The 14,388-nt window shown below is 68.2% G+C and carries 10 protein-coding genes; 6 read left to right on the top strand and 4 right to left on the bottom strand.

Annotated features, from left to right (window positions below):
• Positions 1-162: 162 nt before the first annotated feature.
• The 4 genes from CVA01_RS11020 to CVA01_RS11010 all read right to left on the bottom strand — a co-directional run bounded on the left by CVA01_RS11020 (position 163) and on the right by CVA01_RS11010 (position 2,754).
• On the bottom strand, positions 163-1,281 hold the full coding sequence (locus CVA01_RS11020; RefSeq protein ID WP_141330742.1) for a hypothetical protein: 1,119 nt from the start codon (positions 1,279-1,281) through the stop codon (positions 163-165).
• Between the two features lie 195 nt (positions 1,282-1,476).
• Entirely contained in the window at positions 1,477-1,788 is a 312-nt protein-coding gene (locus tag CVA01_RS15090; protein WP_014011346.1) for a hypothetical protein, read from the bottom strand.
• Entirely contained in the window at positions 1,709-2,383 is a 675-nt protein-coding gene (locus tag CVA01_RS11015) for an ATP-binding cassette domain-containing protein (protein ID WP_218024577.1), read from the bottom strand. The genes CVA01_RS15090 and CVA01_RS11015 overlap by 80 nt, the downstream gene beginning before the upstream one ends.
• Positions 2,380-2,754 (bottom strand): GntR family transcriptional regulator, encoded by a 375-nt coding sequence (locus CVA01_RS11010; protein ID WP_014011348.1) that lies wholly within the window; start codon positions 2,752-2,754, stop codon positions 2,380-2,382. Before CVA01_RS11010 ends, CVA01_RS11015 begins: the two co-directional genes overlap by 4 nt.
• Positions 2,755-2,947: 193 nt before the next feature.
• Here CVA01_RS11010 and CVA01_RS11005 point away from each other — a divergent pair, with 193 nt between their 5' ends.
• The 6 genes from CVA01_RS11005 to CVA01_RS10980 all read left to right on the top strand — a co-directional run bounded on the left by CVA01_RS11005 (position 2,948) and on the right by CVA01_RS10980 (position 14,265).
• The gene (locus CVA01_RS11005; protein WP_141330740.1) at positions 2,948-4,318 is read left to right on the top strand and encodes an NYN domain-containing protein; all 1,371 of its coding nucleotides are present in this window, start codon (positions 2,948-2,950) and stop codon (positions 4,316-4,318) included.
• A 70-nt stretch (positions 4,319-4,388) separates the two neighbouring features.
• On the top strand, positions 4,389-6,458 hold the full coding sequence (locus tag CVA01_RS11000; RefSeq protein ID WP_141330738.1) for a galactan 5-O-arabinofuranosyltransferase: 2,070 nt from the start codon (positions 4,389-4,391) through the stop codon (positions 6,456-6,458).
• Between the two features lie 56 nt (positions 6,459-6,514).
• Positions 6,515-10,003, top strand: a complete 3,489-nt coding sequence (locus tag CVA01_RS10995; protein ID WP_174775636.1) for an arabinosyltransferase domain-containing protein — start codon at positions 6,515-6,517, stop codon at positions 10,001-10,003.
• Between the two features lie 57 nt (positions 10,004-10,060).
• Positions 10,061-12,148: a M13 family metallopeptidase gene (locus CVA01_RS10990; RefSeq protein WP_141330736.1), complete on the top strand. Its 2,088-nt coding sequence runs from the start codon at positions 10,061-10,063 to the stop codon at positions 12,146-12,148.
• A gap of 75 nt (positions 12,149-12,223) precedes the next feature.
• The gene (locus tag CVA01_RS10985; protein WP_141330734.1) at positions 12,224-13,075 is read left to right on the top strand and encodes a hypothetical protein; all 852 of its coding nucleotides are present in this window, start codon (positions 12,224-12,226) and stop codon (positions 13,073-13,075) included.
• Entirely contained in the window at positions 13,072-14,265 is a 1,194-nt protein-coding gene (locus CVA01_RS10980; protein WP_141330732.1) for a PrsW family intramembrane metalloprotease, read from the top strand. Before CVA01_RS10985 ends, CVA01_RS10980 begins: the two co-directional genes overlap by 4 nt.
• Positions 14,266-14,388 lie beyond the last annotated feature (123 nt).

Raw genomic sequence — 14,388 nt, 5'->3', positions numbered from 1 at the left:
AACGAATCACTCACCCTTGTTCAGGCGAGCTCCGAAGCGGCTGTGATCGAAACTGTACAACATCCGGCATGCAGGCGCAAACCCAGGATGTCCGCCAGGTAAACGATCTGTTACCTGATGTCTCGTACATCTCCCAGCGCCGTTGTCCACCGCTACAGTCCGTCACCCTCTCGGGTGTGTGACCGGCGGTATCGGTCGCGCTGACTCGACATAATCTACACAGCGGCCCCCACCACGACAAACCTGCAGGTGACAGCCACGTTCATGCCTGGACAGCGTCCTGCGTCTGAATCCGTACCAGGCCGCCATGTCGTTGCACTCCCGCATGGAGCACCTCGACACCAGCTGGGTCAGCATCGGCGGCAGCCCGATGCCACCGACCACGCAGACCGTCAATCCTCCTGTCAGCGCCCACCAGTCCCGGACCCAGGCGTCAGCTCCCGCGGGCCACACCAGGTACATCAGTCCGACAACCGCCTCATCCCCGACCATGAGCGCGATGATCGATGCCCACCCGGGAAGGACCCGGTCGACCAGCGTGGACAACATAGCCACCAGGAGCACGATCACTCCACGTGCCGTCCCGGCCAGGAGGATGAACACCACGTCAGAGATCCCGTCGGCCTGACCCAGCAGGCTGGGATCCGCCCATCCCAGCCAATCGACGAACACCTTCTCCATGCCCATCGCCACGGCAGCCCCGAGCAGGCCGACCAGTGGGAGTAGCGAACCATCCCGCAGAACAGTCCGTGACCATTGTTTCCGCGACCCGCCGAAGACCATCACCGAGGTCAGCGTGCCCGACAGCGCTGCCCCAGTCGCGATAGCGGTCATCCCGAGCACCATCATCAGGGCGGACATCACGGTCCCGGCGATCCCCGGGAGCAGGATGCGCACCATCATCTGGACCAGTACAAGCACAGCAACAGTCTTCACTACCCGGAAGAACTGTCGGCGCACCGCGTCCACGAGAAGTCCACTGCTGACCGCAGTTGCAGTGAGCGTGCGGCCCGGCACCGACTGGCTCAGATCCCTGTCATCACCACTGGCTCCGGACGGGATCACCCGGAGGACGAGCGCAGCGAGTGACAGCAGTGCCGCTACACCGAGGCTCCACCAGGGAAATCGTCCCGTGAGAGCGATCACCACAGCGTCCACCCTGAACGAGATCACGCAGACGACAAGTGTGATGAGGATCAGGGTGATGCGGTGCCGTCGTTGGTCTGCCACCACAAGTCCGAAAGCCCGGAGCTGCTCACCGGTCAGTGCCGCTGCCGTCATCAGTCCGGTCTGCAACGATGTCACGAGAAAGACTGCGGCGATACGGAACCAGACACCTTCACTCCCCCACGATGATGACCAGCACCGCGAACAGCAGCGCCTAGACCAGGTACATCCGGTGCGAGAGCACGGAGCTCCGGCAGATGCGCAGATGGGTCCGCCACGGCAGGAGGTTTTTCTCCCTCATGGATGTCATCACCGCTCGCCTCCCCGCGCCAGCACCGCGTGCTCCAGATCCGGTTCACTGAGCCGGAGGCCCAGGTCACGAGCACAGGCGTCGAGGCCGGCGTCCTCCACGGAGGTCGCCAGGGTGACGCGACGCCGGCCGGCCGCGGCGTCCTCCCGGAGAACAGGAAACTGCCCGTCCTCCAGGAGGGAGGCCACCGCCGCCGATGCCCCTTCGACCACTGCGGTGCCGCGGGTGAGGTCATCGACCGGGCAGACCTCGGTCACCCGACCGCCGTCGAGGACGATGACGGAATCGAGGAGCAGGGCGGCGTCCTCCACGTGGTGGTTGGAGATGATCCAGGTGCGCGTCGGGTCGTCGGTGATCTCGTCGAGCAGGACGCTGTAGAGGAGGTCGCGGTTCTGGACGTCGAGGCCCAGGTAGGGCCCGTCGAGCAGCGTGACCTGCGCGCGGAAGGCCCAGCCCGATCACCAGGCTGGCCAGGGTCTTCTGTCCGCGGGACAGTGTGGAGAACCGGGCTTTCGGGTCCACGCCGAAGCGGTCGACCAGATCCGTGGCGAAGGGTTCGTCCCAGGTGGTCCACCGGGCGGCGGCAATGTCCATGAGCGTCCGGACGGACATGTCGGACGGGTAGGGGACGTCCGCGCCGGCGAGGACGAGATGGTCGAGGACGCCGGGGTTGTCCCACACCTGGGATGCCGCCCCGGATGCGTCACCGAGCGTCAGTGTGCCGCTGACCCGGATCTGCCCGGCGAGTGTCCGGAGCAGTGTTGTCTTTCCGGCGCCGTTGCGGCCGATGAGTCCGTGGACATGGCCGAGCGGAATATCGCAGGTGACGGCGTCCAGCGCGGTGGTGCGGCCGAACTTCTTCGTGACGTCGTGGAGATGGAAAGCGGTCATGGTTGTGAGGGTCATGGTTCCAGTCCTCTGCTTTCTGCGGTGCGTTCGACCAGGTCGTGGAGATCGGCACGGGTCAGTCCGAGCGAGCGGGCCTCGTCGATGAGGGGGGTGAGGTAGTCGGTGGCGAAGGCCTCGCGGCGGCGGTGCAGAACCCGGTCACGGGCCCCCGGTTCGACGAACATGCCCAGGCCACGGCGTTTCGCGAGGATCCCGCGGTCCACCAGCAGCTGCAGGCCCTTGCGGGCGGTCGCCGGATTGATGGAGTGGAAGGACGCCAGTTCATTCGTCGACGGCGCACGGTCGCCCTCGGCGAGGGAACCGTCGACGACGGCGTCCTCGACAAGGTCGGCGATCTGCCGGAACAGCGGCGCGGTGGTCTCGTCCATGCCCGTCCTTCCCGGCGCGTCCTCGTTGCGTCCTGGTAATGGTGAGTTGGTTAGTTACTCTAGTAACGAACCTAAACCGGGACCGGTGCCTGTGACAAGGGTCCCGAGCACCGGCGCTCCCCCTGTCCTGTCCCCCTTGGGGCACACTGGGGCCTACACATTTTCCGATAACTGTGATTGAGGACTGACAGTCATGCTTGAGCGAACCCTTGTTTTCGTGGACACCTCCTACCTCCTGGCGAGCTTCTACAACTCCTGGGAGACCGGGGCGAGATCACAGTTGGAGATAGACCTCCCTGAGGTGGTCAGCGTCATCCAACGGATGGCCGTCAACCAGCTTGACCAGCCGGTGCACCGGCAGAACTGGTATGACGGCATCCCCGATTCCGGCCCCCACCGCTACCAGCGGGCACTGCGCTCCGAGCCCGGTGTGCAGCTGCGCGCCGGCCAGCTCATCGAATGGGGCGACCGGCGCACCCAGAAGGCCGTCGACACCCGCCTGGTCGCCGACATGGTGAAGGCCTCCCTCACCGGCACCTGCAGCGATATCATCCTGGTCTCCGGCGACGCCGACATGATCCCCGGTGTCGAGGAGGCCGTGGACGCCGGCGTGCGTGTGCACCTCTACGGATTCGGCTGGGACTCCATGTCCTCCAACCTGCGCTTCGCCTGCGACTCCACCACCATCCTCGACCCGCGCGAGGACTTCCGCGACTGCATGCGCCTGCAGATCCTCGAAGGTCCGCTACCTGCCGCCGTCTTCTGCCCCACCCGGGAGAACGAGGACGCCGAGGACGCCGAGGACGTGCCGGATGCCCCGGTCTCCACCACCGAACCCGCACCGGAGAGCCAGGCGCAGTACAAGCCCCTGGGGGACGCCCAGCCCGTCGAGGACCTCAGCGGCACCTCAGTAGTGCCTGACCTGCGCAGGAGAAAGCGGCATCCGGCCGCACCCGCGCCGGTGGAGAGCACTGAGAACACCGGGCACACCGAGGTCGCAGAGGCAGAGCAGAGCGACACGGTGAAGGAACCGGTCGCCGAGGTCGCTGACAAGCCGGTCCCGGAGACCGCGACGGAGGCCGCAGCAGCGGCCGATGCGGCGTCCGAGGTGGCGGCTGAAGCAGCGTCCGGAGCCCAGGGCGCGGCGCCTGACGCGGAGCAGCCCGCACCCGCCCCGCTGACCCCGGGTGGTGCCCCGGAGTGCGCCGACGACACCCCGGCGGCCCGCCCCAATCCGTCGATGATGGCGCCGCGGCGTCGGGTGCGCAGCCGCTATGTGCCGCTGCCCACCGAGGTCTGGCAGAGCGCGGGGGAACAGAGCCCGTTCGACGTCGGCCAGCAGTACGCGGTGTGGTGGTACGAGCACGCCGCGACCCCCGGCCAGCGCGAGGACGTCCACACCCTCTCCGGCGGTGGCCTTCCCCAGGCCATCAACCAGCCGCTCGTGCAGTTCGCCTGCCAGACCCTCCACGAGGTCACCCTCTCGGAGAACCAGCGCATCCACCTGCGTGACGGTTTCCACTCCGGTATCCGGGGCATCCTGCGCAACCCGCGGGGTCACTGACCTACTGAGGTACTGAGCCGGACTGCGCCCCTACCCCGGCGGCACAGCCCGGTGTGGAACAATCACGACCATGACAGACTCCGCCCCCACCAGCGCGTCGAATCCCCCGGGCAGTGATACGGACACCGTCCCGGACAGTGCCACGGAGAGCACCCCGGCGACCACGCCGGCCGGCGCACCCCGGCCCGGCGCCCTGAACTTCGTGGGTCAGGTCATCGGGGCCGGCGTCCTCGCTGCGCTGATGACGCTGGCGGCGTGGATCGTCCTGGCCCGCACCCACCTGCCCGCGTTCTCCAACTCGAACGTCACCAAGGCGCTCGCCAGCGCCGGGGCGATCCTCGTGCTCGCGGTCCTCGGCCTGGTGATCTACCGGATGCTCCACCCGCGGAAGCAAAGCACCCAGGGCACCAAGGGCACAGAAACACCCCGGTGGAAGAGCATCCTCAGCACCCTCGTCTGCTGGCTCGCCCCCGCCGCCCTGGTCATCGCCCTGATCGGCATCCCCCTGGCAGCGACCCGCCTCTACCTCGGCGGCATCAGCGTCGACCAGGCGTTCCGCACCCAGTTCCTCACCCGGATGACCGAGGACCCCGGCTTCGGCGACATGGCCTACCCGGACATGCCGAGCTTCTACCCGCGCCTCTGGTTCCTCACCGGCGGGATGTTCGCGAAGCTCGCCGGTCTCTCCGGCTGGGCCGCCTTCCAGCCCTGGGCCCTGATCACCCTCGCGGTGGCGGCGTCCGTCCTGGTACCCGTGTGGCACCGGATCACCGGCTCCCTGCCGCTGGCCGCCATCATCGCCTCGGCGACGACCGTCACCCTCCTCTACGTCGCCCCCGAGGAGCCCTACGGTGCCGTCGTCGCCCTCGGCATGCCCGCCGCCGCGGCGATCGCGGGACGTGCGATGCGCGGTTCCCGTGCCGCCATCGCCGGGCTCATCATCTACCTCGGCCTCTCGGCGAACCTCTACACCCTCTACACCGGAATCTCCGCGGCGTCCGTCACGCTCGTCGCCCTCGTCATCGCCTGGCAGGCCTGGCGGGGACGCCGCACCGACGCCGGCACCTCCCCCTGGCCGCCGCTGCTGCGCCTGGTGACCGTGGGCGTCGGCTCCGGCATCATCGCCCTGATCGGCTGGGGTCCCTACTTCTACGCCCTGCTGACCTCCTCCCACGGTTCCACCGGTCGCGCCCAGCACTACCTCCCGGAGATCGGCACCGAACTGCCGACCCCGTTCTTCGAGTTCTCGGTCGTCGGTGCCCTGTCCCTGGTCTGCATCGTGTGGATGGTGCTGAACTTCCGGGACCGCACCGTGCAGTGCCTGCTCTCCGGACTGGTCGTGGCCTACGCCTGGGTGGTGCTGTCGATGATCATGCCGCTGCGCGGGACGACACTGCTCGGCTTCCGCATGGAACTGCCGATCTCCCTGTTCCTCGTCACCGGCGGCGTCCTCGCCCTGGAGCAGCTGCGCCGCTCGGGCGTGGCGAAGGCCTACCCCGCCCTCGTCACCCCGCAGCGTGCGCCGCAGGTCACCGCGGTGCTCGGCATCCTGCTGGTGTTCGCCACCGCCGTGTACGCCGTATCCGTGCCACTGCACCTGCGTGACGAGATCGACCTGGCGTACACCGACACCGACGGCGACGCCGAGCGTGGCGACACGCTCCCGGCGGACTCGACGGTCTACTTCGGCGAGGTGGACGCCGCGATCCGTGAACTGCGCGGCGACAATCCGGCGGACACCGTCGTCCTCACCGACGAACAGAGCTTCGTGGCCTACAAATCCTACCCGGTCTTCCAGGCGATCTCCTCGCACTACGCCAACCCGTTGGGTGAGTACGAGGAGCGCAATGCCGAGATCGAGCGGTGGACGCAGATCGACGACCCGGCCGAACTGCGCGAGGCGATGGACGCCGCGGACCGCGACCGGGGCTGGCGTTCGCCGGACGCCCTGCTGCTGCGCGGCCAGCTCGAGGACGACGGCAGCGGTGAGATCGACTCCTTCTCCTACCGGATCTCCGAGGACATCTACCCCAACGACCCCAATGTCCGGTTCCGCCCGGTCAGCTTCCATGCCAGCGCATTCAGCGAAGGGTGGACGCTGCGTCAGATCGGACCGTTCGTGCTGGCGGTACGTGAGTAATGCGATAGCACCAACCACTTAGGACGCACTGCAGTGCTGACGTAACATGTGCTCCTATGTCACGAGTCGATGAAGCAGCCCCCGACGCGTCCCACTCTCCACAGGACTCACCGGTCACCCCGGCGTCCCCGGTGAACACCTCCCGGTTGAAGCTCACGGCCATCGTGTCGGGCCTTCTCGGCCTGCTGATGTTCTGCCTGATTCCGCTTTTGCCGGTGCAGCAGGTCCAGTCGAGCTACTCCTGGCCGCAGGGTGGTGACCTGCGCAGCGTCACCTCCCCGCTGGTCTCCTATCAGGCACAGGACCTGGACATCACCATCCCGGTCTCCGAGGTCCGTGACCTCAACAACGACCAGACGACGGTCCTGTCCACCGTCCCGGAGGACTCCGAGGACCAGACCCTGCGCGGCCTCTTCGTCCGCTCCACGGCGAATGGCCTCGACGTCATCAACCGCAACTCGGTCCTGCTGTCGATCGACAACGCCACCCTCGCCGACCTCCCGTCGGATGCGGTGCTGCGGATCTCCTCGAGCGCCGACGGCACCCGCGCCTGGGTCCCGGACGCCACCGACGCCGCAGGCATCGCCGACATCTCCGGCGCCGCCCTCGAGACCTCCGACGGCGCGGTCCTCACCGGTCTCGCCCCCGACGACATGCGTCCGATGCTCACCGGTATCTACACCGAGATGACGGACTCCCCGGAGAACACGCAGGCTGCCGTGGACGCCGGGCTGAAGGTTGACGTCACGATCGACTCCCGCTTCACCTCCTCCCCCTCGGCCATGAAGATCGCCGCCGCGGTCCTCGGCCTCATCTTCGCCGTCATCTCCCTGGTCGCCCTGCACCGTATCGACCGCCTCGACGGCCGCACCCGCACCCACCACCGCTTCCTGCCGGCCAACTGGTGGCGACCGCGCTGGCTCGACGGTGTCGTCGGCGGCATCCTGCTGATCTGGTACTTCATCGGAGCGAACACCTCCGACGACGGCTACCTTCTCACCATGGCCCGGGCCAGCCACGAGTCCGGTTACATGGCGAACTACTACCGCTGGTTCGGTGTACCGGAATCCCCCTTCGGCGCCCCGTACTACGACCTGCTCGCCGTGATGAGCCGCATCACGGACGCCTCGACGTTCATGCGTCTGCCCGGTCTGCTCGCCGGATTCCTCGTCTGGATGCTGCTGTCCCGCGAGGTTCTGCCACGCCTCGGTGCCCCGCTGAACAACCGCAGGGTCGCCCACTGGACCGCCGCCGCCGTCTTCCTCGTCTTCTGGATGACCTTCAACAACGGCACCCGCCCCGAGCCGGTCATCGCCCTCGGCGCACTGCTGACCTGGGTCTGCATGGAGCGTGCCATCGCGACGAGCCGACTGCTGCCCGCCGCCTTCGGTGTCATCGTCGCTTCCCTGTCGCTGGCCGCCGGCCCGACCGGCCTCATGGCCGTCGCCGCACTGCTCGCCGCCCTGTCCGGCCTGATCCGCATCGTCATCCGCCGGCTGCCCGCCCTGGGTGTCCCGAAGGGATCCCCGAAGAAGAAGATCTTCGGCGCGGTCCTGGCGCAGATCGCCCCCTTCCTCGCTGCCGGCACCGCCGTGCTCATCTGCGTCTTCGGTGACCAGACCCTCTCGACCGTCATCGAGTCCATCCGCGTCCGCGGCGCGGTCGGCCCGGCACTGTCCTGGTACGACGAGCCGAACCGTTACACCGAGCTTCTCAAGCAGACCGTCGACGGATCCTTCCCCCGCCGGTTCAGCGTCCTCATGATGCTGCTCTGCCTCGGCGTGGTGGTCGCCTCGATGCTGCGGAACCGCCGCGTCCCCGGCACCGCCAACGGCCCGGCCGTCCGTCTGACCCTGGTGGTCGTCGGAACGATGTTCTTCATGACCTTCACGCCCACCAAGTGGACCCACCACTTCGGCGTGTACGCCGGCATCGCCGCCGGTCTGGCCGCCCTGGCGGCCGTCGCGGCGTCCACCATGGCGATGCGCTCGGCCCGGAACCGGATCCTGTTCATCGGCGCCTGCCTGCTGCTGTTCGCCTTCTCACTGTCCGGCACCAACGGCTGGTGGTACATGTCCAGCTTCGGCGTGCCGTGGTTCGACAAGCCGGTGCAGATCGCCGGCATCGAGATCTCCACGGTGATGATGGTCGGCTCGGTCATCATCATGCTCGTCGGTGTGGTCATCGGCTTCCTCGCCGACATCCGCGAGGCGAAGGCCACCACCGCCGCAGAGGTCGCCGAGGCGGACGACAGGGAGCGCGACCGTGCCCGCCAGCTCAGCGGTGTCGCCGCCGCCCCCATCGCGGTGCTCACCGCCCTGGTCGTCGTCTTCAACCTCGGCTCGCTGGGCAAGGGATTCATCTCCCAGTGGCCGGCGTACTCGGTGGGCAAGGGCAATCTCATGTCCCTGACCGGCGACAAGTGCAACGCCGCCTCGGACGTCCGGGTCGAGTCCGACACGAACGACTCCTTCCTCACACCCGCCGACGGCACCGACTTCAAGGACTCCCTCGTCGGCGACTCCACCCAGGGCTTCACCTCGAACAACATCCCGGACCGCATCCAGGACTCCGGCGACGACGACGGCACCGGTACTCCGGCGACCTCCGCCACCGCCGGGAACACCTTCGGCAGTTCCGACGAGGACGCCGCCACCGACGGCACCGCCGGTGGTCTGCAGACCGAGGCCGGCATCAACGGCTCCTTCGCCACGCTGCCCTTCGGCATCGACCCCGCCCGCGTCCCGGTCGTCGGTTCCTACACCGACGGACTGCAGGAGGTCGCGAACACCACGAGCTCCTGGTTCTCCCTGCCGGAGCGCCGCGAGGACGCCCCGCTGCTCGTGGTCTCCGCCGCCGGCGAGGTCGCCCATGACGACCTCAACGGTGTCTTCCAGTACGGCCAGGAGCTGACCATCGAGTACGGGAAGTCCACCGGGCGGTCCGGGGACAGCGAAGACGGAGCCTTCGAGCCGATGGGCTCGATCGTGCCGCTCGACATCGAGACCGCCCCGCAGTGGCGCAACCTGCGCGTCCCGATGGAGTGGTTGCCGGAGGACGCCGACGTCGTCCGTATCGTCGCCAAGGACAAGAACGTCACCGCCGACCAGTGGCTGGCGGTCACCCCGCCGCGCGTTCCGACCCTCGTCAGCATGAACGACGTCGTCGGACCCGACGAGCCCACCCTCATCGACTGGGCCACCCCGCTGCAGTTCCCGTGCCAGCGCCCTTACGACCACTGGGCCGGCGTCGCCGAGGTCCCGACCTTCCGCATCGCCCCGGACCACTCCGCCGAGAAGGGCCACTCCCCGGTGCAGGACTACTACGGCGGCGGCGCCGGTGGTCTGGTCCAGATGACCACCACCAGCGAGGAGATGCCGACCTACCTGCAGGATGACTGGCAGCGTGACTGGGGCATCCTCATGCAGCTCACCCCGTTCGAGTCCTCCACCGGCGAGCTGCCGAAGGAGGCCGAGCTGACCACCGAGGAGCACACCCGCTCGGGTCTGTGGTCCGACGGTCCGATGAAGTTCACCATGAGCTGACAGACTCGGTCACCCCTCCGGGAGCGCCGGCGCCGCGGCGTCCTTAGAGTGGTGGGCATGACTGAATCTCCCCAGGCCGCCAACCAGCTCCCCGAGAACATCACCGAGGCCGCCCGGCCGACCCCCACGGCCGCCGACGACCTCTACCGGCACGTCAACGGCACCTGGCTGGCGACCCACGAGATCCCCGCCGACCGCGCCGTCGACGGCACCTTCCACGCCCTTCGCGACCGCGCGGAACTGGATGTGAAGGCCATCGTCGAGGCCGCTGACCCGGACACCCGCATCGGCGCGCTGTACTCCTCCTTCATGGACGAGGACGGGGACAACGGCATCGAGTCCGCCGGTCTCGGTGTGCTCGACGCGGACCTCGACCCGGTGCGCGCGGCGTCCTCCCTCGAGGAGCTCGTCGACGTGCTGGCGCAGCTGGACCGCAGCGGCGTGGGCGGCGTCCTCGGGTTCTGGACCGAGAAGGACGCCGGGGGCTCCGGTGACACCGCCGGCATCGAGGTGCCCTACCTGGTGCAGACCGGCCTGGGGCTGCCGGACGAGGCCTACTACCGCGAGGACCAGCACGCGGAGACCCGCGAGGCCTACCGCGGCTTCGTCGCCCGCTACCTGGAACTCACCGAAGCCCAGGAGCGGCCGGGCCGGTTCGCCGGCACCGGTGCCGACTCGGCTGCAGAGGCCGCCGAGGCGCTCATCGCCTTCGAGACCGACCTGGCCAAGGGCCACTGGGACACGGTCGCCAGCCGCGACGCGGAGAAGACCTACAACCCCACCACCCACGCGGACCTGCCGACCGGCTTCCCCTTCGCCGCCTGGCTCGACGGCGTGGGCATCACCGAGGAGAACTCTCCCTCGGTGATCGTCTCCCAGCCGAGCTACCTGGACCACGTCGCCACCCTCGTACCCGGCGCGGCCGGGGGCGAGGGATACTCCGCCCACGATCTCGACGAGTGGAAGCTCTGGGCCTACTGGCACGTCGTCACCGCACGTGCGGGCAAACTGCCGCGGGTGTTCTCCGAGGCGTCCTTCGATTTCTACGGTCGGACGCTCTCCGGTGCCACCGAGCAGCGCGACCGCTGGAAGCGCGCCCTGAGCCTGGTCAATGGTGCGATCGGTGAGGATGTCGGACGCGTCTTCGTCGAGGAGCACTTCCCTCCGGAGTACAAGGCGAAGATGGTCGATCTCGTCGACCACCTGCTCGCCGCCTACCGTGAGCGGATCAGTGACCTGGCGTGGATGACACCCACCACCCGTGAGAAGGCGCTGGAGAAGCTGTCGACCTTCCGTGCCCGGATCGGCTACCCGGAGGTCTGGCGTGATTTCTCGGCGGTGGAGTTCAGCCCCGCCGGTGCCGACCTGATGGACAACTACCGGCGCATCACCGAGTTCAACCACGAGTTCGAGGTCGGCAAGCTCGGCAAGCCCTCCGACCCGGAGCTGTGGTTCGCCACCCCACAGACCGTCAACGCCTTCTACAACCCGGTCCGCAACGACATCACCTTCCCGGCGGCGATCCTGCGTCCGCCGTTCTTCGATCCGGACGCGGACATGGCCGGCAACTTCGGGGCGATCGGCGCCGTCATCGGGCACGAGATCGGCCACGGTTTCGACGACCAGGGATCCAAGTACGACGGCGAGGGCAACCTCAACGACTGGTGGACCGACGAGGACCGGAAGGCGTTCACCGACCTGACCGACAAGCTCGTCGGCCAGTACGACGGCCTGGTGCCCACGGGTCTCGCCGACCGCGGCCAGACCGAGCACACCGTCAACGGGAAGTTCACCCTCGGCGAGAACATCGGTGACCTCGGTGGCCTCGGCATCGCCGTGGTCGCGCTGAAGCGCTGGCTCGGCGAGCAGGGGCTGACCGTGGAAACCGCGCCGACCGCTCCGGTCGAGGGACTCGAGGGTGAGTTCACGGTGCTGCAGCGGTTCTTCCTGCGCTGGGCGCAGATCTGGCAGACCGCGATCCGCCCGCAGATGGCGGCGCAGTACGTGGCGATCGACCCGCACTCCCCCGGCGAGTACCGCTGCAACGTGGTTGTCTCGAATGTGGCGGAGTTCTACGAGGCCTTCGGGGTCTCCGCAGGTGACGGTATGTGGCTCGACGAGGACCAGCGCGTCACCATCTGGTGACGGCTGAGACTTCCCTGGACCTCCCTGTACCGAGACTTCCCTGTGCCGATCTCCGCCATTCCCCCTGAACCACCTTTGCCGTCTGTACCGCCTGTACCGCCCGCACCTGACCCGACGCCGTACCCGGACCCCGATCCGGAGGGCCGGTACCGCATCCTGCCCACCGGCACCCGCCGCACCTCGGTGTGGTTCGGTGTCCTCGGCGTGGCGCTGCTGGTCCTCTGCGTGCCTTTCGCACTGCCCGTCGACCACGACGTCGTCGACGGTGACTACGACACGCTCGGGGACGCCGCCAATGACACCGTCCTGACCTGGGGTGACTGGTCCCCGGATCTCTCAGGCCTCGACTCGTCCTGCAGTGCCCCGCGCATGCAGCCGGGCATCGCGAGTCTCTACGCCGACTGCGGCTCCGTGCTCGTCGACCTCGTCGGCACCGCCGGGGTGGATGCCTCGGGCACGGACTCCGACCTGGCCCGCTCTGCCGACCGGGCGGTCCGGGCCGCCTGGTCCGATGACCAGGAACCGATGAACTTCTCCCGCGAGGACGTGGCATCGCTGTTCCACCCTGATCTGGCGTCCGCCGTAAAGAACGTCCTGGTCAGTGATGCATTCGTCTACGACTACGACGACGGTTCCGACGACGACTGGAATGACTGGTCGCCGGAGGACGGCTTCGGTGGATTCGGCGGCCCCGGAGGTGGCGGCGACGTCCAGGACGTGAACTACATGCCGCGTGGTGTGTCGGGCACGGCGTCCGACGCGTCCGACGCGTCCCCCCGCTACGACCGCGTCGCCCGCTACAGCATCTACGCGCAGGCGGCGGCCTTCACCGGACCGAATGACGTGATGTACACCCTCGTGATCAGCGGCGCCTCGCCGCACGAGGTGTCCGCTGCGCTTCCTGACCTGCTGGGGAGGATGCGATGACTACACCGCAGTCCGGTCCTGACTGGGAGATCGTGTCCGTGCCCCGTGCCTGGCACGACGCCCATCCACCGACCGCGCGTCCGCGTCTGAAGTTCTTCTGGGACGTCTTCACCATCTCCCTGCTGGTGGTGACGATCCTGTGTGCCCTGGTCACCGGCTTCACCGTTCTCGGTGGAATGCTTTTCCCCGGGCCGGGACCGACAGTCCTCGCCCTCGGCCTGGGCGTGGTCTTCGCCGCCGTGGTCTGGTTCATCGTCTCCCGCACCCTGCTCTACCGCGGGACGCCGGTCCTGCTCGCCCTCGCCGCCATCCTGTGGGGCGTGACCGGCGGTGTGGTGCTCGGCGGATTCACCTCCTCGGAACACCTGTCGGAGCTGGCCGTCGGATGGGGTACGCCGCAGATCGCCTGGTCGCTGGCCGGTGCCTGGCCCGAGGAGACCGCCAAGGCCCTCGGCGTGGTGCTGCTGATGTTCGCCGGACGCACCTGGTGGAACCGCCCGTGGCACGGACTCGTCGCCGGTGTGCTGGTCGGCGTGGGTTTCGAGGCCTTCGAGAATGCGCTCTACGCGATCTCCCTCGCCCCGACCCACGCGGTCTCGGATGTGCAGGGCGTGCTGGAGATGTGGCTGATCCGCCTAGTCGCCGGCCCGCTACTGCATGCACTGTGCACGGGGCTGGTCGGCTACGCGATCGGTGTCGCCCTGCTGCGGGCCGACCTCACCGGCGTGCAGCGGGTCGGCTGGGTCCTCGGCGGCTGGGGTGCCGGTTTCGCGGTGCATGCCCTGTGGAACCTCATCCCCGACTGGGAGAAGGACTCGACCGCGGCCGGCCTGATCCGCATGTCCCTGGTGTGGGTCGGCGGTACGGCGGTGCTGGTGACCATCTGGGTGCACTCCCACCGGGAGGCCCGTGCCGCCGCGGACGCCGGGATGTATCCGGTGGTCACGGTCTACCGGAAGCGTCCGGTGGCTGGAGTTCCGATGACCGGGTTGCCCGGTGTGCCCGGTATGCCCGGCTACCCGCAGTATCCGTGGTATCCGGGGTATCGGGGGTATCCGGGTTATCCGCCGGCTGCCCCCCTTCCCGGCTATCCGGTGGTGTCGGCCCAGCAGCGGCCCCGTCACCCGCAGCAGGGGCCTCAGCAGTACCCCCAGCACCCGCCCCGGTGGCCGGATCCACGTCAGCACTAGTACCGGGAGTGCAGCAGCTAAGCCACCAGTACCGGGGTGCGGAAATCAGGTCCCTGATTTCCGCATCCCGGTACTGGTAGCTGCATCACGGGGGTCCGGGCGGAGATTCACCCTGCACACCGG

The sequence above is a fragment of the Corynebacterium variabile genome (assembly GCF_006539825.1).
Lineage (GTDB): Bacteria > Actinomycetota > Actinomycetes > Mycobacteriales > Mycobacteriaceae > Corynebacterium > Corynebacterium variabile.
The sequence above is the reverse complement of the archived record's forward strand: the minus strand, read 5'-3'. Positions and strand labels throughout refer to the sequence as shown.